15 protein-coding genes are annotated in these 17,491 nt (G+C 70.8%); all 15 read left to right on the top strand.

Annotated features, from left to right (window positions below; translation table 11 throughout):
• The first annotated feature begins 131 nt into the window (after positions 1-131).
• The 15 genes from FXF50_RS12555 (at position 132) to FXF50_RS12485 (ending at position 17,479) form a co-directional block, all read left to right on the top strand.
• Positions 132-497, top strand: coding sequence for an NADH-quinone oxidoreductase subunit A (locus tag FXF50_RS12555; RefSeq protein ID WP_089011626.1), 366 nt, complete (start codon positions 132-134; stop codon positions 495-497).
• A gap of 14 nt (positions 498-511) precedes the next feature.
• Positions 512-1,189 (top strand): NADH-quinone oxidoreductase subunit B family protein, encoded by a 678-nt coding sequence (locus tag FXF50_RS12550; RefSeq protein WP_091261240.1) that lies wholly within the window; start codon positions 512-514, stop codon positions 1,187-1,189.
• Positions 1,186-1,923: an NADH-quinone oxidoreductase subunit C gene (locus tag FXF50_RS12545; protein WP_148427414.1), complete on the top strand. Its 738-nt coding sequence runs from the start codon at positions 1,186-1,188 to the stop codon at positions 1,921-1,923. Before FXF50_RS12550 ends, FXF50_RS12545 begins: the two co-directional genes overlap by 4 nt.
• Positions 1,920-3,245, top strand: coding sequence for an NADH-quinone oxidoreductase subunit D (locus tag FXF50_RS12540; RefSeq protein WP_148427412.1), 1,326 nt, complete (start codon positions 1,920-1,922; stop codon positions 3,243-3,245). Before FXF50_RS12545 ends, FXF50_RS12540 begins: the two co-directional genes overlap by 4 nt.
• Positions 3,242-4,339, top strand: a complete 1,098-nt coding sequence (nuoE, locus tag FXF50_RS12535) for an NADH-quinone oxidoreductase subunit NuoE (protein WP_148427410.1) — start codon at positions 3,242-3,244, stop codon at positions 4,337-4,339. Before FXF50_RS12540 ends, nuoE begins: the two co-directional genes overlap by 4 nt.
• The gene (gene nuoF / locus FXF50_RS12530; protein ID WP_148427408.1) at positions 4,336-5,652 is read left to right on the top strand and encodes an NADH-quinone oxidoreductase subunit NuoF; all 1,317 of its coding nucleotides are present in this window, start codon (positions 4,336-4,338) and stop codon (positions 5,650-5,652) included. The genes nuoE and nuoF overlap by 4 nt, the downstream gene beginning before the upstream one ends.
• The gene (locus FXF50_RS12525) at positions 5,652-8,138 is read left to right on the top strand and encodes an NADH-quinone oxidoreductase subunit G (protein ID WP_148427405.1); all 2,487 of its coding nucleotides are present in this window, start codon (positions 5,652-5,654) and stop codon (positions 8,136-8,138) included. The genes nuoF and FXF50_RS12525 overlap by 1 nt, the downstream gene beginning before the upstream one ends.
• Positions 8,135-9,487, top strand: a complete 1,353-nt coding sequence (gene nuoH / locus FXF50_RS12520) for an NADH-quinone oxidoreductase subunit NuoH (RefSeq protein WP_148427403.1) — start codon at positions 8,135-8,137, stop codon at positions 9,485-9,487. Before FXF50_RS12525 ends, nuoH begins: the two co-directional genes overlap by 4 nt.
• Position 9,488: 1 nt before the next feature.
• Positions 9,489-10,130 (top strand): NADH-quinone oxidoreductase subunit NuoI, encoded by a 642-nt coding sequence (gene nuoI / locus FXF50_RS12515; protein ID WP_091315294.1) that lies wholly within the window; start codon positions 9,489-9,491, stop codon positions 10,128-10,130.
• On the top strand, positions 10,127-10,897 hold the full coding sequence (locus FXF50_RS12510) for an NADH-quinone oxidoreductase subunit J (RefSeq protein ID WP_148427401.1): 771 nt from the start codon (positions 10,127-10,129) through the stop codon (positions 10,895-10,897). The genes nuoI and FXF50_RS12510 overlap by 4 nt, the downstream gene beginning before the upstream one ends.
• Positions 10,894-11,193, top strand: coding sequence for an NADH-quinone oxidoreductase subunit NuoK (gene nuoK, locus FXF50_RS12505; protein ID WP_148427399.1), 300 nt, complete (start codon positions 10,894-10,896; stop codon positions 11,191-11,193). The genes FXF50_RS12510 and nuoK overlap by 4 nt, the downstream gene beginning before the upstream one ends.
• Positions 11,194-11,200: 7 nt before the next feature.
• Entirely contained in the window at positions 11,201-13,162 is a 1,962-nt protein-coding gene (gene nuoL / locus FXF50_RS12500) for an NADH-quinone oxidoreductase subunit L (RefSeq protein WP_148427397.1), read from the top strand.
• A 64-nt stretch (positions 13,163-13,226) separates the two neighbouring features.
• Positions 13,227-14,759 carry an NADH-quinone oxidoreductase subunit M gene (locus tag FXF50_RS12495; protein WP_148427396.1) on the top strand — a complete coding sequence of 511 codons (1,533 nt, stop codon included), beginning with the start codon at positions 13,227-13,229 and terminating at the stop codon, positions 14,757-14,759.
• Positions 14,756-16,309 carry an NADH-quinone oxidoreductase subunit NuoN gene (nuoN, locus tag FXF50_RS12490; RefSeq protein WP_148427394.1) on the top strand — a complete coding sequence of 518 codons (1,554 nt, stop codon included), beginning with the start codon at positions 14,756-14,758 and terminating at the stop codon, positions 16,307-16,309. The genes FXF50_RS12495 and nuoN overlap by 4 nt, the downstream gene beginning before the upstream one ends.
• Before the next feature lie 87 nt (positions 16,310-16,396).
• Complete coding sequence (locus FXF50_RS12485; protein WP_148427392.1) at positions 16,397-17,479, top strand: polyprenyl synthetase family protein; 1,083 nt, start codon at positions 16,397-16,399, stop codon at positions 17,477-17,479.
• Positions 17,480-17,491: the final 12 nt, after the last annotated feature.

Raw genomic sequence — 17,491 nt, 5'->3', positions numbered from 1 at the left:
CACCGGTCCCGGGGTCACGGCGCCCCGGGACCGACAAAGATCGACCCCCCGCCGGCCGAGGTCACGAGGGACGTGAATAGTGTGATTTTCGCCAACCGTCGAGGTCAGGGAAGGACGAGCAGGAGACAACGATGACGCTCTCTCCTTACGCACCGATCATCGGGCTGTTCGCCCTCGCCGCGGGGTTCGCGCTGTTCTCCGTGGCCGCCGCCCGATTCGCCGGCCCCCGGCGTCTGAACAAGGCCAAGCTCGAGGCGTACGAGTGCGGCATCGAACCGAGCCCGCAGCCGGTCGGTGGCGGCCGGTTCCCGGTCAAGTTCTACCTGACGGCGATGCTCTTCATCGTCTTCGACATCGAGATCATCTTCCTCTACCCCTGGGCCGTCTCCTTCGACGCCCTGCCGATCTTCGGCTTCGTGGAGATGGTCATGTTCATCGTCGCGGTCTTCGTCGCCTACGCCTACGTCTGGCGGCGCGGCGGCCTGGACTGGGACTGAGGGAGGTACGTCAGATGGGCATCGAGGAGAAGCTCCCGGCCGGCGTCCTGCTCACCTCCGTGGAGAAGCTGGTCAACTGGTCGCGGAAGTCGTCCGTCTGGGGCGCCACCTTCGGCCTGGCCTGCTGTGCCATCGAGATGATGGCCGCCGGTGGTCCGCACTACGACATGGGCCGCTGGGGCATGGAGGTCTTCCGGGCCTCGCCGCGGCAGGCGGACCTCATGATCGTGGCCGGCCGGGTGAGCCAGAAGATGGCCCCGGTGCTGCGCCAGATCTACGACCAGATGGCCGAGCCCCGCTGGGTCATCTCGATGGGCGTCTGCGCCAGCAGCGGCGGCATGTTCAACAACTACGCCATCGTGCAGGGCGTCGACCACATCGTGCCGGTCGACATGTACCTCCCGGGCTGCCCGCCCCGGCCCGAGATGCTCATCGACGCGGTGCTCAAGCTCCGCGAGAAGATCATGTACGAGCCGCTGGGCGCGAACGGCCGCAAGATGCTGGAGGCCCGCAAGGAGCGCGGTGACGTGCCCGTCGTGCCCTACGGCTCGATGCCGTCGTCGTACCGGAACGACAAGGCCCGGCGCGCCGAGTGGACGAAGGCGGTCCGCGAGGGGCGCGAGGAGCAGCTGCGGATCGAGAACTGGATGAAGGCGCAGAACCACCTCCAGTCGCAGGGGGGCCCGAAGTGACGGCACCGCACGACAAGAACAACGACGGCGGCGTGCCGGTCCCGACCACCCCGGCCGGAGCCAGCAGCACCGCCCCGGCGGAGTACCCGCCGGCCAGCCCGGCCGGACGCGGCATGTTCGGCAACCAGGGCACCGGCGACGTCTCCGGCTACGGCGGCCTGGTGCGCCAGCGCAAGCCCATCGAGGAGGCCGCCCGGCCGTACGGGGGCTACTTCGACGAGGTCCGCGACGCGCTGGAGGAGGCGTACCCCCAGTTCGGCGACGCGATCGAGAAGGTCGTGGTCGACCGGGGCGAGCTGACCCTGCACGTCCGCCCGGAGCGGATCGCCGAGGTCTGCCAGGTGATGCGCGACGACCTGGCGCTCCGCTTCGAGCTCTGCTCCTCGGTGTCCGGCGTGGACTACCTGGGCGCGGACGGGCGCCGGCTGCACGTGGTCTACCAGCTGACCTCGATGACCTACCGGCGCCGGGTCCGGCTGGAGGCCGCGGTCTCCGCCGAGGACCCGCACCTGCCGAGCGTCACCGCCGTCTACCCGACCGCCGACTGGCAGGAGCGGGAGACGTACGACATGTTCGGCATCGTCTTCGACGGCCACCCCAACCTGACCCGGATCCTCATGCCGGACGACTGGGAGGGGCACCCGCAGCGCAAGGACTACCCGCTCGGCGGCATCCCCGTCGAGTACAAGGGTGCGGAAATCCCGCCGCCGGACCGTAGGAGGTCCTACCAGTGACCACGTCCAACTACGCGACCGAGCGCGAGACGACCGAGGGCAAGGTCTTCACCGTCACCGGTGGGGACTGGGACCAGGTCGTCTCCGGCACGGACCCGATCAACGACGAGCGGATCGTCGTCAACATGGGTCCGCAGCACCCGTCCACGCACGGCGTGCTCCGGCTGATCCTGGAGCTGGAGGGCGAGACGGTCCGCGAGGCCCGCTCGGTCGTCGGCTACCTGCACACCGGCATCGAGAAGAACCTCGAATACCGGAACTGGGTCCAGGGCTCGACCTTCGTGACCCGGATGGACTACCTCTCCCCGCTGTTCAACGAGACGGCGTACGCGCTCGCGGTGGAGAAGCTGCTCGGCATCACCGACGAGGTGACCGAGCGGGCCACCACCATCCGGGTGCTGATGATGGAGCTCAACCGCATCTCGTCGCACCTGGTCTGGCTGGCCACCACCGGCATGGAGCTGGGCGCGATCAACATGATGCTGTACGGCTTCCGCGAGCGGGAGTACATCCTCGACATCTTCGAGACCATCACCGGCCTGCGCATGAACCACGCGTACGTGCGGCCGGGCGGCGTCGCGCAGGACGTGCCGGACGACGCGATCGTCAAGATCCGTGACTTCCTCAAGCTGATGCCGAAGAAGCTCAAGGAGTACGAGAACCTGCTCTCCGGCCAGCCGATCTGGACCGAGCGGACGAAGAACGTGGCGGTCCTCGACGTGACGGCCTGCCTCGCGCTCGGCGTGACCGGTCCGGTGCTGCGCTCCGCCGGTCTCGCCTGGGACCTGCGCAAGACCATGCCGTACTGCGGCTACGAGACGTACGAGTTCGACGTGCCGACGCACACCGACGGCGACGTCTGGGGCCGCTACCTGGTCCGGCTGGCCGAGATCCGGGAGTCGCTGAAGCTGGTCGAGCAGGCCCTCGACCGGCTCAAGCCGGGCCCCGTGATGGTGGCCGACCGCAAGATCGCCTGGCCGGCGCAGCTCGCCATCGGCGTCGACGGCATGGGCAACTCGCTGGAGCACGTCGCCAAGATCATGGGTCAGTCGATGGAGTCGCTGATCCACCACTTCAAGCTCGTCACCGAGGGCTTCCGGGTCCCGCCGGGCCAGGTGTACGTCGCCGTCGAGTCGCCCCGCGGCGAACTGGGCGTGCACGCGGTCTCCGACGGCGGCACCCGGCCCTACCGGGTGCACTACCGGGAGCCGAGCTTCGTCAACCTCCAGGCCCTCCCGGCGATGGCCGAGGGCGGCCTGATCGCCGACGTGATCGCCGGTGGCGCCTCGCTGGACCCCGTGATGGGTGGTTGTGACCGATGAGCGTTTTCACTGAACAGACCCGGGAGCGGGCGCGGGAGATCATCGCCCGGTACCCGGCGGACCGGTCCCGCTCGGCCCTGCTGCCGCTGCTGCACCTGGTCCAGTCCGAGGAGGGGTACGTCTCCCCGGCCGGGGTCGAGTTCTGCGCCGAGGTGCTCGGCCTGAACAAGGCCCAGGTCGGCGCGGTCGCCACCTTCTACACCATGTACAAGCGCAAGCCGACCGGTGACTACCTGGTCAGCGTCTGCACCAACACCATGTGCAACGTGCTCGGCGGCCAGGAGGTCTACGACACCCTCGCCGAGCACCTGGGCGTCGGGCACGACGAGACCACCGCCGACGGGAAGATCACCCTGGAGCACGCCGAGTGCCTGGCGGCGTGCGACTACGGCCCGGTCATGACGGTCAACTACGACTTCTTCGACAACGTCGACCCGCAGGGCGCGCTCGGCGTGGTGGAGGAGCTGCGGGCGGGGGGCCGGCCGATGCCGACCCGCGGCGCCCGGCTCTGCACCCTCAAGGAGATGGCCGTCCAGCTCGCCGGTTTCGCCGACGAGCGCGACGGCGCGGTGGCCGACGGGGGGCCGGGCGAGCCGACCCTGCGCGGCCTGCGCCTGGCCGAGCAGCACGGCATCTCGGTGCCGGGCTTCGACCCGAACACCCCGATCCGCAGCAAGGCCGAGGCCGACAAGGCCGCCGCCGAGGCCAAGGCCAAGGCCGAGGCCGCCAGGCCGGCCCCGGCGGCCGAGCCGGTGAAGCCCGCGGCGGCCACCGGCAGCACCGCGCCGGACGTGAAGGCGCCGGACGACAAGTCGCCGCAGGTGCGTACCGCCGAGACCCGGCAGCCGGATGCGCGCACCGCCGCGCCGGACGCCCCGGGCACCAAGGTCCCGACGGACGGTGCGCCGCCGGCGCCGCGCGACGCGCAGGCGGCGGAGGCCGCCGGCGCGGCGGCGAACCCGCCGGCCGGTGACGGCAAGCCCGCCGGCGACGAGGCCGGGGCGCAGCAGCGCAACCTCAAGGAAGCGGAGGCCGGGGCGGGCGCCAACGGCGCGGGCCCGGCGGTCGCGAGCGAAACGGGGGTCCAGAAGTGACCGCTCCTCGGCCGGAGACGCTGGCCAAGCTGACGCCGGTGCTCACCAAGCGCTGGCTGTCGCCGGACGCCTGGCGGATCGGCACCTACGAGAGGCTGGACGGCTACGCCGCCCTGCGCAAGGCGCTCAGGGCGCACCCGGACGACCTGATCCAGCTGATCAAGGACTCCGGGCTGCGCGGGCGGGGCGGCGCGGGCTTCCCGACCGGTCTCAAGTGGGGGTTCATCCCGCAGGGCGACGGCAAGCCGCACTACCTCGTGGTGAACGCCGACGAGGGCGAGCCGGGCACCTGCAAGGACCTGCCGCTCATGACCCACGACCCGCACTCGCTGGTTGAGGGCGTCATCATCGCCTCGTACGCGATCCGCGCCAACCGGGCGTACATCTACATCCGTGGCGAGGCCGTGCACGCCGCCCGCCGGCTGCGCAACGCCGTGCACGAGGCGTACGCCAGGGGCTACCTCGGCCGGAACATCCAGGGCAGCGGCTTCGACCTCGACTTGGTGGTGCACTCCGGCGCCGGGGCGTACATCTGCGGTGAGGAGACCGCGCTGCTGGACTCGCTGGAGGGCTTCCGGGGCCAGCCCCGGCTGCGCCCGCCGTTCCCGGCGACTCACGGCCTGTACGCCAGCCCGACCGTGGTGAACAACGTCGGCACCATCGCCAGCGTGCCGTACATCGTGCTGGGCGGCGCCGACTGGTGGAAGACCATGGGGACGGAGAAGTCCTCCGGCCCGATGATCTACTCACTCTCCGGCCGGATCGCCAACCCGGGCCAGTTCGAGTGCTCGATGGGGATCACCCTGCGCGAGCTGATCGAGCTGGCCGGCGGCATGCAGCCCGGGCACAACCTGCGGTTCTGGACCCCGGGCGGCTCGTCGACGCCGCTGCTCACCGCCGAGCACCTGGACGTGCCGCTGGACTTCGAGGGGGTGGCGGCGGCCGGCTCGATCCTGGGCACCACGGCCACGCAGATCTTCTCCGACCAGGACTGCCCGGTGTACGCGACCTACCGGTGGCTGGAGTTCTACCACCACGAGTCGTGCGGCAAGTGCACCCCGTGCCGTGAGGGCAACTACTGGATGGTCCGGGTCTACCGGCGGATCCTCTCCGGTCAGGGCACCCACGAGGACCTGGACACCCTGCTCGACACCTGCGACAACATCCTCGGCCGCTCGTTCTGCGGTCTGGGTGACGGTGCGACCAGCTCGGTGACCTCGTCGCTGAAGTACTTCAAGCAGGACTACCTCGACTACATCGAGGGACGTACCGCGCCGAAGCTCTCCGAGAAGCAGCTGGTGGGAGCCCACTGATGACCGACGTAGCCAAGCAGACCGAGACCGTCACCCTGACCATCGACGGCGTCCAGGTCACCGCGCCCAAGGGGGCGCTGCTGATCCGGGTCGCCGAGCAGTTGGGCACCGAGATCCCGCGGTTCTGCGACCATCCGCTGCTGGCCCCGGCCGGCGCCTGCCGGCAGTGCCTGGTGGAGGTGGAGGGCCAGCGCAAGCCGGTCGCCTCCTGCACCCAGACCGTGGCCGACGGCATGGTGGTGCGGACGCAGCTCACCTCCCCGGTCGCCAAGAAGGCCCAGGAGGGGGTGATGGAGCTGCTGCTCCTCAACCACCCCCTGGACTGCCCGATGTGCGACAAGGGCGGCGAGTGCCCGCTCCAGAACCAGGCGATGTCCACCGGCCGCACCGACTCCCGCTTCCACGAGCACAAGCGGGAGTACCCGAAGCCGCTGCCGATCAGCACCCAGGTGCTGCTCGACCGCGAGCGCTGCGTGCTCTGCCAGCGCTGCACCCGGTTCTCCGAGGAGATCGCCGGCGACAAGTTCATCGACCTGATGGGCCGGTCGTCCGCCGAGGAGATCAACATCTACCGGGACGACGCGTACGGCGCGGACCCCGGGGATGAGGCGGGGGACGTCCCCTTCAACTCGTACTTCTCCGGCAACACCGTGCAGATCTGCCCGGTGGGCGCGCTGACCGGCGCGCAGTACCGGTTCCGGGCCCGCCCGTTCGACCTGGTCTCCACCCCCAGCGCCTGCGAGCACTGCGCGGCCGGCTGCGCGCAGCGCACCGACTGGCGGCGCGGCAAGGTGCTGCGCCGGCTGGCCGGTGACGACCCGGCGGTGAACGAGGAGTGGAACTGCGACAAGGGCCGCTGGGGCTTCCAGTACACCCGCGCGTTCGACCGGCTCACCACCCCGCTGGTGCGGGACGGGAAGACCGGTGAGCTGCGCGAGGCGTCCTGGAGCGAGGCCCTGACCCGGGCCGCCGAGGGGCTGCGCGCCGCCCGGGACGGCGAGCAGGGCACGGCGGTGCTGACCGGCGGCCGGCTCACCGTCGAGGACGCCTACGCGTACGCGAAGTTCGCGCGGGTCGCCCTGCACACCAACGACATCGACTTCCGGGCCCGCCCGGTCTCCCGCGAGGAGGCCGACTTCCTGGCCAGCAGCGTCGCCGGGGTCACCGACGTGACCTACGCCGACGTGGAGAACGCGCCCGCCGTGGTGCTGGTCGGCCTGGAGCCGGAGGAGGAGTGCCCGATCCTCTTCCTGCGGCTGCGCAAGGCGTACCTGAAGAAGAAGCTCACGGTCTACGCGCTCGCGCCGTTCGCGACCCGCGGCCTGGAGAAGCTCGGGGCCAAGCTGGCCCGGGTGGTGCCGGGCGAGGAGGCCAGCGTGCTGGCCGAGCACGCCACGGTGGCCGAGGCCCTCAGCCAGCCGGGCGCCATCCTGATCGTCGGCGAGCGGCTGGGCGCGGTGCCCGGCGGCCTCTCCGCCGCGGCGGACGTGGCCCGGCGTACCGGGGCCAAGCTGGCCTGGGTGCCGCGGCGCGCGGGTGACCGCGGCGCGGTCGACGCGGGCTGCCTGCCCAACCTGCTGCCCGGCGGCCGCGTGGTCACCGAGCCGGCCGCCCGCGCCGAGCTGGGCGAGGCGTGGGACATCCCGGCCGGGGTGATCCCGAGCCAGGCCGGCCGGGACACCGACGGCATCCTCACGGCCGCGGCCAACGGTCAGATCGGCGCCCTCGTGGTGGCCGGCGTCGACCCGGCCGACCTGTCCGACCCGCGCCTGGCCGAGCAGGCCCTGGACGCGGTGCCGTTCCTGGTCAGCCTGGAGCTGCGGATGAGCGCGGTGGCCCGCCGGGCCGACGTGGTCCTGCCGGTCGCCCCGGTGGTCGAGAAGGCCGGCAGCTTCCTGGACTGGGAGGGCCGGCTGCGCACCTTCGACAAGGTGCTGGACACCGCGGCCATGACCGACGGCCGGGTGCTCGACGCGATCGCCGCGCAGCTCGACGTGCGGCTCGGCACCGGCGACGTGCAGAGCGTCCGCCGGGAGCTGGGCGCGCTGCCGCCGACCCGGGTCGACCGGCCGTCCGCCCCGTCCGTCGAGCCGGCCACCGTGCCGCAGCCCGGCGCCGGCGAGGCCGTGCTGGCCACCTGGCACCAGCTGCTCGACCTGGGCAGCCTCACCGACGGCGACGAGCACCTCGCCGGCACCGCCCGCCCGCCGGTGGTCCGGCTCGGCAAGGGCACCGCCGAGGCGCTCGGTGTCGCGGACGGGGACCCGGTGACCGTCGGCACCGACCGCGGCGCGGTCACCCTGCCGGCGGCGATCACCGAGATGCCGGACGGCGTCGTCTGGCTGCCGACCAACTCACCCGGCTCGACCGTCCGGCGCAGCCTCGGCGCGACGTCCGGCGAGGTCGTGAAGGTCTCGGCCGCGGCGGTCGCCGCGGACGCGGCCGCCCGTCCGGGTCCGCTCCTCAACACCGGGAGTGCCCAGTGAACCTCTACCTCGCGGCGCAGGACCCGACGCTGGCCGACTTCGGCAAGGATCCGTGGTGGCTGGTCCTCGGGAAGATCGTCTTCGCGTTCGCCTTCGGCCTGCTGGCCACGCTGCTCGGCGTCTGGTTCGAGCGCCGGGTGGTCGGCCGCATGGCGGTCCGGCCCGGCCCGAACCAGGTGGGCCCGTTCGGCCTGCTGCAGACCCTCGCGGACGGCCTGAAGATGGCGTTCAAGGAGGACATCCTCCCGCGCGCCGCCGACAAGGTGGTCTTCTTCTTCGCGCCGACCATCTCGGTGATCTCCGCGGTCACCGCGCTGTCGGTGGTGCCGTTCGGCCCGAAGGTGAGCATCTTCGGCCACTGGACGCCGCTCCAGGTCACCGACGTGTCGGTGGCGGTGCTGGTGATCCTCGCCTGCTCCTCGATGGGCATCTACGGCATCGTGCTCGGCGGCTGGGCCTCCGGGTCGACGTACCCGCTGCTCGGCGGTCTCCGGTCCAGCGCCCAGATGATCTCGTACGAGGTCGCCATGGGGCTGAGCATCGTGGCGGTGTTCATGACCGCCGGCACGATGTCGACCAGCGGGATCGTCGCGGCGCAGGGCGACGCCACCCAGCTCACCATCGCCGGCCAGCAGATCCCGGCCCCCGGCTGGTACGCGATCCTGCTGCTGCCCAGCTTCGTCATCTTCTTCATCGCCATGGTCGGTGAGACCAACCGGGCGCCGTTCGACCTGCCCGAGGCGGAGTCGGAGCTGGTCGCGGGCTTCATGACCGAGTACAGCTCGCTCAAGTTCGCGCTCTTCATGCTCTCCGAGTACGTCTCGATGGTGACCATGTCCGCGGTCACCACGACGCTGTTCCTCGGCGGCTGGCGGGCCCCCTGGCCGATCACCCTGTGGTCGGGCGCCAACTCGGGTTGGTGGCCGATGCTCTGGTTCTTCGGCAAGGTCATCGTCCTGGTCTTCGTCTTCGTCTGGCTGCGGGGCACCCTGCCCCGGCTCCGCTACGACCAGTTCATGCGCTTCGGCTGGAAGGTCCTGCTGCCGATCAACCTGGTCTGGATCCTGGTGCTGAGCGGTCTCCGCTCGATCGAGGACTGGCAGACCCGGGACCGGCTGCTCGCCACCGGCATCGCCGCGGGCGTGCTGCTGCTGGCCACGCTCTTCTGGCCGAGCCGGAAGAAGGCGCCGAAGCCGCCGCTCCAGGAGCAGGTGAACAGCCGTCCACACGGCAGCTTCCCGCTGCCGCCGATGGATCTTCAGGTTCCGCCGAGCCCGCGTACCAAGCGCGTGGTCGCCGAGCGGGAGCCGGCCAACGTCGTCGCCGGCTCGGACTCCAGGGAGGTGTGACGTGGGCGCGATCACCGGAACGTTCAAGGGCTTCGGTGTCACCTTCTCGCACATGTTCAAGAAGGTCGTCACGACCGACTACCCGTTCAAGCCGCCGGTCTCGGCGCCGCGCTACCACGGGCGGCACATCCTCAACCGGCATCCGGACGGGCTGGAGAAGTGCATCGGCTGCGAGCTGTGCGCGTGGGCCTGCCCGGCGGACGCGATCTACGTGGAGGGTGGCGACAACACCGAGGAGCAGCGCTTCTCCCCGGGTGAGCGGTACGCCAGCGTCTACCAGATCAACTACGCCCGGTGCATCTTCTGCGGGCTCTGCATCGAGGCCTGCCCGACCCGGTCGCTCACCATGAGCAACGAGTACGAGCTGGCCCGGGACAACCGGCAGGACCTGATCTTCACGAAGGAGCAACTGCTCGCGCCGCTGCTGCCCGGCATGGAGCAGCCGCCGCACCCGATGCGGCTGGGCGACAGCGAGAAGGACTACTACGTCGGCGGGCTGACCAACCCGGGCACCTCGGCCGGCGCCGAGCGCTCGCCCATGGGCCCGGGCCGGTACCAGGTGGAGGAGCACCCCGGCGTGACCTTCCCCGGCGCCGAGCAGGCCGCGCAGCGGGCCGAGGCGGGCAAGGGAGCAGGAGCATGACCACGCAGACGGTGCTCGCCGCGGCGGGCCAGGTGTCCGGAGGTGAGGAGGTCACCTTCTGGATCCTCGCCCCGCTGGCCCTTCTCGGGGCCATCGGCATGGTCTGGGCGCGCAACGCGGTGCACTCGGCGCTCTGGCTGGTGCTGACCATGCTCTGCCTGGGCGTGTTCTACGTGCTCCAGGCCGGGCCGTTCATCGGCATGGTGCAGATCATCGTCTACACCGGCGCGATCATGATGCTCTTCCTGTTCGTGCTCATGCTGGTGGGCCGGGACGCCTCCGACTCGCTCATCGAGACGCTGCGCGGCCAGCGGGTCGCCGCGGTGGTGCTCGGGCTCGGCTTCGCCGGCCTGATCGGTTCCGGGCTCTACCGGGCGCTGGAGGGCGTGCAGGCCGTCGGCCTGGACCAGCCGAACGCCGAGGGCAACGTGCAGGGCATCGCCCGGCTGCTCTTCACCAAGTACGTCTTCGCCTTCGAGCTGACCTCCGCGCTGCTCATCACGGCGGCGGTGGGCGCGATGGTGCTGGCGCACGTGGAGCGGCGCAAGGAGGACCGGATGGACCAGGTCGCCACCATGAAGGCCCGGTTCCGCCCCGGCAACTACCCCGGCCCGAAGCCCGGACCGGGCGTCTTCGCCACCTCCTCCTCGGTGGCCACCCCGGCCCGCCTGCCCGACGGCCGGCTGACCGACCGCAGCATCCCGGAGATCATGCCGGTGCGGGAGCTGACCGCCGAGGAGACCTCGTTGAAGGGGACGGAGAAGTGACCCCGGACTACTACCTGATCCTCGCGGCGGTGCTGTTCACCATCGGCGCCGTCGGCGTGCTGATCCGGCGCAACGCGATCGTGCTGTTCATGTGCGTCGAGCTGATGCTCAACGCGGCCAACCTGACGCTTGTCACGTTCAGCCGGATCAACGGCGACCTGAACGGCCAGATCATGGCGTTCTTCGTGATGGTGGTGGCCGCGGCCGAGGTCGTGGTCGGGCTCGCGATCATCATGGCGATCTTCCGGACCCGGCGCTCGGCGAGCGTCGACGACGCCAACCTGCTGAAGTACTGAGGGGCCCGTGGTGGAGAAGATTCTGACGTTCGCCCAGGCCGAACCGGCCGGAGCCGTCGCTTTCGCGACGGCGGATGGGCTTCTGGGCAGTGTCTGGCTGCTGGTGGCCATCCCGCTGGTGAGCGCGGCGATCCTGCTGCTGCTCGGCAAGCGGGCGGACCGCTGGGGTCACTGGCTGGGCGTGGCCGCCATCGGTGCCGCCTTCGTGCTCGGCCTGACCTACTTCTTCCAGCTCCGAGGCCTGGAGAACAAGCAGGTCGAGCAGAGCCTCTGGCAGTTCATCACGGTCGGCGACCTCAAGGTGGACTTCGGTCTGCTCTTCGACCCGCTGGCCGCCGTCTTCGTACTGCTGATCACCGGGGTGGGTTTCCTCATCCACCTCTACGCGGTCGAGTACATGGCGCACGACGAGGGCCGGCGGCGGTTCTTCGGGTACTTCAACCTGTTCGTCGCCGCCATGCTGCTGCTGGTGCTCGGCAACAACTACGTGATGCTCTACTTCGGCTGGGAGGGCGTCGGTCTGGCGTCGTACCTGCTGATCTCCTTCTGGTACGGCCGGCCGAGCGCGGCCACCGCCGGCAAGAAGGCGTTCCTCATGAACCGGGTCGGCGACGCCGGGCTGGCCATCGGCATCTTCGTCATGTTCGCGATGCTCGGCACCACCCAGTACGACGAGGTCTTCAACGGCGTCGGATCGCTGAGCGCCACCACGGTGCTGGTGCTCGGCCTGCTGCTGCTCCTCGGCGCCACCGGTAAGTCCGGCCAGTTCCCGCTCCAGGCGTGGCTGCCGGACGCCATGGAGGGTCCGACCCCGGTCTCCGCGCTCATCCACGCGGCCACCATGGTCACCGCGGGCGTCTACCTGATCGCCCGCTCCAACCCGATCTTCTCGGCCAACCACACGCTCCAGCTCGTGGTGGTCAGCGTCGGCGCGATCACCCTGCTGATGGGCTGCCTCATCGGCGCGGCCAAGGACGACATCAAGCGGGTGCTGGCCTGGTCGACGGTCAGCCAGATCGGCTACATGTTCCTCGGCGTGGGCCTGGGCGGCGCGGCGTACGCGCTGGCCATCGTGCACCTGCTGGCGCACGGCTTCTTCAAGGCCAACATGTTCCTCGGCGCCGGCTCGGTCATGCACGGCATGAACGACCAGGTGGACATCCGCCGCTTCGGCAACCTGTCGAAGTACATGAAGGTCACCTGGCTGACCTTCATGATGGGCTGGCTGGCGATCATCGGCATGTTCCCGTTCTCCGGCTTCTTCTCCAAGGAGCCGATCATCGTGGCCGCGTTCGAGCGGGAGGGCTGGACCGCCTGGCTCTTCGGCATGGCCGCGCTGCTCGGCGCCGGGCTCACCGCGTTCTACATGACCCGGCTCTTCGTGCTCACCTTCCACGGCCCGAAGCGGTGGACCGAGGACATCGAGCACCCGCACGAGTCGCCGAAGCTGATGACGATCCCGCTGGTCCTGCTGGCGATCGGCTCGGTGGCGGCGGGCTTCCTGCTCGCCACGTCGGTGCCGGACTGGCTGGAGGCGACCGCCGGCCTGGGCGGCCAGGAGGAGGGCCACGAGGCCGTCCTCGCGCACTGGCTGATCACCACCCTCTCGCTGCTGGTGACCGTGCTGGGCGCCGGGCTGGCCTGGTTCCTGTTCCGCAACGGCACGGCAACCGAGCCGCAGCCGGCCGGCGTGCTGGTCACCGCCGCCCGCCGGAACCTCTACACGGACGCCGTCAACGAGGCGGTCTTCGAGAAGCCGGGCATCTTCCTCACCCGGGCACTGGTCTTCCTGGACAACCGGGGCGTCGACGGGCTGGTCAACGGCCTCGCCGCCGCGGTGGGTGGGGGTTCGGGCCGGCTCCGGCGGCTGCAGACCGGTTTCGTGCGGTCGTACGCGACCTCGATCCTGACCGGCGCGCTGCTCGTGGTGGCGGCCTTCCTGGCGGTGCAGGCGGGGTGGCTGGCGTGATCGACCTCAACGCGGCCGCCCCCGCCGGCGGGCCACGCAGTCACGACGGAGGTAAGGCCGAATAATGTCCAACTTCCCGTTCCTCTCGGTGCTGACCGTGGCGCCGCTGGTCGGCGCCCTGGTCGTGGCCCTGCTGCCGCGGCGCAACCCGGACCTGGCCAAGCTGGTGGCGTTCGGCTGGTCGCTGCTGGTGCTGGTGCTCTCGGTGGTCATGTGGATCGCCTTCCAGGCCGACGGTGACCGGTTCCAGTTCCGCGAGTCCTACGCGTGGATCCCGAACTGGGGCGTCAACTTCACCTTCGAGGTGGACGGCATCGCGCTGGTCATGCTGATGCTGATCGCGATCCTGGTGCCGCTGGTGATCCTGGCGTCGTGGCACGACGCCGAGTCGTCGAAGCGCTCGGTGCCGGTCTACTTCGCGCTGCTGCTCGTCCTCGAGTGCACGATGATCGGCGTCTTCGCCGCCGCCGACGTCTTCCTGTTCTACGTGTTCTTCGAGGTCATGCTGGTGCCGATGTACTTCCTCATCGGCAGCTACGGCGGCCACCAGCGGCAGTACGCCGCGGTCAAGTTCTTCCTCTACTCCCTGGTCGGCGGCCTGTTCATGCTGGCCGCGGTGATCGGCCTCTGGGTGGTGGGCGGGAAGACCTTCGACTGGCAGGCGCTCAGCCAGGCCGAGTTCGCGACCGACACGGCCCGCTGGCTCTTCCTCGGCTTCTTCCTCGCGTTCGCGATCAAGGCGCCGTTCTTCCCGTTCCACACCTGGCTGCCGGACGCCGGTGGCGCGGCCCCGGCCGGCGCGGCGGCGCTGCTGGTCGGCGTGCTGGACAAGGTCGGCACCTTCGGGATCCTGCGGTACTGCCTGCCGCTCTTCCCCGAGGCGTCGCGGTGGTTCGCTCCGTGGGCGCTGGCGCTCGGCGTGATCGGCATCATCTACGCCGCGCTGCTGGCGGTCGGCCAGAACGACCTCAAGCGGCTGGTGTCGTACACCTCGATCGCCCACTTCGGGTTCATCGGGGTCGGCATCTTCGCCTTCACCACCCAGGCCGGCACCGGCGCCGTGCTCTACATGCTGAACCACGGGCTGGCCACCGGCCTGCTCTTCCTGGTGGTGGGCATGCTCATCGCCCGCCGGGGTTCGGCGCTGATCAGCGACTTCGGCGGCGCGGGCAAGCTGGTGCCGCTGCTCGCCGGGGTGCTCTTCTTCGCCGGTCTCGCCTCGCTGGCGCTGCCCGGCACCGCGCCGTTCGTCTCCGAGTTCCTGGTGCTGATCGGCACGTTCACCACGAACAAGCCGGTCGCGGTGATCGCCACGCTCGGCATCATCCTGGCCGCGGCGTACGTGCTGTGGATGGTGCAGCGCACCACCCAGGGCACGCTCAACCCGGCCCTGACCGAGGTCGACGGCATGCGCCGCGACCTCAGCCTGCGCGAGAAGATCGTGGTCGCCCCGCTGATCGCGCTGATCGTGCTGCTCGGCTTCTACCCCAAGCCGGTCACCGATGTCATCAACCCCGCCGTGAAGGCGACCATGCAGGACGTGGGTCGGACCGATCCCGCCCCGGAGGTCGGTAGCGTCCAGGAGGCCGCGAAATGACCGAGCTGAAGTTGCCGTCGATCGACTACGCGGCGCTCGCTCCCATCCTGATCATGCTGGGTGCCGCCCTGGTCGGCGTCCTGGTCGAGGCGTTCGTGCCGCGCCGGCTGCGCAACACGGTGCAGCTCGCGCTCGCCCTGCTGGCGGTGCTCGGCGCGCTGACCATGGTGATCCTCAACGCCGACGACCGGCTGATCACCGCCGGCCAGGCCATCGCCGTGGACGGGCCGACGCTCTTCCTCCAGGGCTCCATCCTGATCCTGGCCGCCATGGCGCTGCTGCTGGTCGGCGAGCGCACGGTGGAGCGGGGCGGGGCCTTCGTGGCCCACGCCGCGGTCACCGCCGAGTCGGCCGACGACCGGCGGCAGGCCGACGGGATGGGCGGCACCACCGAGGTGTACCCGCTGGTCACCTTCGCGATCGGCGGCATGCTGATCTTCGTGGCGGCGAACGACCTGCTGACCATGTTCATCGCGCTCGAGGTCTTCTCGCTGCCGCTCTACCTGCTCTGCGCGCTGGCCCGCCGCCGGCGGCTGCTCAGCCAGGAGGCCGCGCTGAAGTACTTCATGCTCGGCGCGTACGCCTCGGCGTTCTTCCTCTTCGGCGTGGCCCTGATCTACGGCTTCACCGCCGGGATCCCGGGCCGGGGCGCCGGCGTCGACTTCGCCACCGTGCACGCCGCGGTGTCCGAGTCCTCGTCCAGCCCGGTGCTGCTCTTCGCCGGCATGGCGCTGCTCGCCATCGGTCTGCTCTTCAAGGCCGCCGCCGCCCCGTTCCACGTCTGGACCCCGGACGTCTACCAGGGCGCGCCGACCCCGGTGACCGGCTTCATGGCCGCCTGCACCAAGGTCGCCGCGTTCGGCGCCCTGCTGCGGGTCTTCCACGTCGCCTTCGCGGGAGCCTCCTGGGACTTCACCCCGGTGCTCGGCGCGGTGGCGGTGCTGACCATGCTGGTCGGCGCGGTGCTGGCGGTCACCCAGACGGACATCAAGCGGCTGCTGGCGTACTCGTCGATCGCGAACGCGGGCTACCTGCTGGTGGGTGTGCTGGCGCCCAGCAAGGAGGGGCTCTCCGGCACGATGTTCTACCTGGTCGCGTACGGCTTCTCGGTGCTCGCCGCGTTCGCCGTGGTGACCCTGGTGCGGGACGCCGACGGGGAGGCGACCCACCTGTCCCGCTGGGCCGGGCTGGGCCGCCGGTCGCCGTTCTTCGCGGCGATCTTCACGTTCATCCTGCTGGCCTTCGCCGGTATCCCGCTCACCAGCGGGTTCACCAGCAAGTTCGCCGTCTTCGCCCCGGCGCTGGACGCGAACCAGGCCTGGCTGGTGATCGCCGGCGTGCTGACCAGCATGGTGCTGGCCTTCCCGTACCTGCGGGTCGTGGTGATGATGTGGCTCTCCGAGCCTGGCGACGCCACCCCGACGGTCACCGTGCCGGGCGCGCTCACCTCGGCGGCCCTGGTCATCGGCGTGCTCGCCACGCTGGTCCTGGGTGTCGCCCCGGCGCCCCTGCTCGACCTGGCCAACGGTGCCGCCGAATTCGTGCGATGACCCAGGTTCCACCCGGGGGCCGGTACGCCGAGGCGTGCCGGCCCCCGGTCCGTATCCCCCTCGCCGGGCAGGTCGAACGGGTGTGGCATGGTTGATGGCGTGGTGATTCCGGCTGGCGAGCGTTCAGGTGCCACCGGCCCGGGCGGTGGTCCGGGACCGGAGGGCACGGGTCAGTTCGGCACGCTCGGCCTGCACCTCGCCGATCCGCGGGTCGAGGCGTCCGTGCTGGGGCTCCTGGAGCGGGTGGAGACCGACCTGCGCGCCAGCGTGGCCAGCGCCGACCCGCTCGTCACCGAGGCGGCCCGGCACCTGGTCGAGGCCGGCGGCAAGCGGTTCCGGCCGCTGCTGGTGGCGCTGGGCGCCCAGTTCGGCGACCCGGACGGCGCCGAGGTCGTGCCCGCCGCCGTGGTGATGGAGCTCACCCACCTGGCGACGCTCTACCACGACGATGTCATGGACGAGGCCGTCGTGCGCCGGGGCGCCCCGAGCGCCAACTCCCGCTGGACCAACTCGGTGGCCATCCTGGTCGGCGACTACCTCTTCGCCCGGGCCGCGGACATCGCAGCCGACCTGGGCCCGGAGGCCGTACGCCTCCAGGCGCGCACCTTCGCCCGGCTGGTGCACGGGCAGATCGCCGAGACGGTCGGCCCGCGCGGCAGCGACCCGGTGGCGCACTACCTGCACGTCATCGCCGAGAAGACCGGTTCGCTGATCGCCACCTCGGCCCGCTTCGGCGGCATGTTCGGCGGTGCGTCCGCCGAGCACGTCGAGGCGCTGGCCGGCTACGGCGAGATCATCGGGGTGGCCTTCCAGCTCTCCGACGACCTGCTGGACATCGCCAGCGAGTCGGTGCAGTCGGGCAAGACGCCCGGCACCGACCTGCGCGAGGGCGTGCCGACCCTGCCGGTGCTCTACGCGCTCGGCTCCGACGACTCCGACGTGGCCAGCGTCCGGCTCCGGGAGATCCTGGCGACCGGCCCGCTGGTCGACGACGCGCTGCACGCCGAGGCGCTCGGCCTGCTCCGCGAGTCGCCGGCGCTGAAGCGCGCCCGGGAGACGGTCCGCAGCTACGCCGAGGACGCCCGCGCCCGCCTCGCGCCGCTCCCCGAGGGCCCGGCCCGCCGCGCCCTCGAATCCCTCTGCGACTACATCGCCGACCGCACCAGCTGACCGCCCGGGCGC

Source organism: Micromonospora sp. AP08, assembly GCF_008085935.1.
Lineage (GTDB): Bacteria > Actinomycetota > Actinomycetes > Mycobacteriales > Micromonosporaceae > Micromonospora > Micromonospora chersina.
This window is presented reverse-complemented; position numbering and strand designations above follow the sequence as displayed.

Excerpts from the sequence above, each read along its gene's own strand:
- nuoE (WP_148427410.1), top strand. The coding sequence starts at position 3,242 with ATGAGCGTTTTCACTGAACAGACCCGGGAGCGGGCGCGGGAGATCATC.
- FXF50_RS12525 (WP_148427405.1), top strand. The coding sequence starts at position 5,652 with ATGACCGACGTAGCCAAGCAGACCGAGACCGTCACCCTGACCATCGAC.
- FXF50_RS12485 (WP_148427392.1), top strand. The coding sequence starts at position 16,397 with ATGGTTGATGGCGTGGTGATTCCGGCTGGCGAGCGTTCAGGTGCCACC.
- FXF50_RS12555 (WP_089011626.1), top strand. The coding sequence starts at position 132 with ATGACGCTCTCTCCTTACGCACCGATCATCGGGCTGTTCGCCCTCGCC.
- FXF50_RS12495 (WP_148427396.1), top strand. The coding sequence starts at position 13,227 with ATGTCCAACTTCCCGTTCCTCTCGGTGCTGACCGTGGCGCCGCTGGTC.
- FXF50_RS12550 (WP_091261240.1), top strand. The coding sequence starts at position 512 with ATGGGCATCGAGGAGAAGCTCCCGGCCGGCGTCCTGCTCACCTCCGTG.
- FXF50_RS12510 (WP_148427401.1), top strand. The coding sequence starts at position 10,127 with ATGACCACGCAGACGGTGCTCGCCGCGGCGGGCCAGGTGTCCGGAGGT.
- nuoN (WP_148427394.1), top strand. The coding sequence starts at position 14,756 with ATGACCGAGCTGAAGTTGCCGTCGATCGACTACGCGGCGCTCGCTCCC.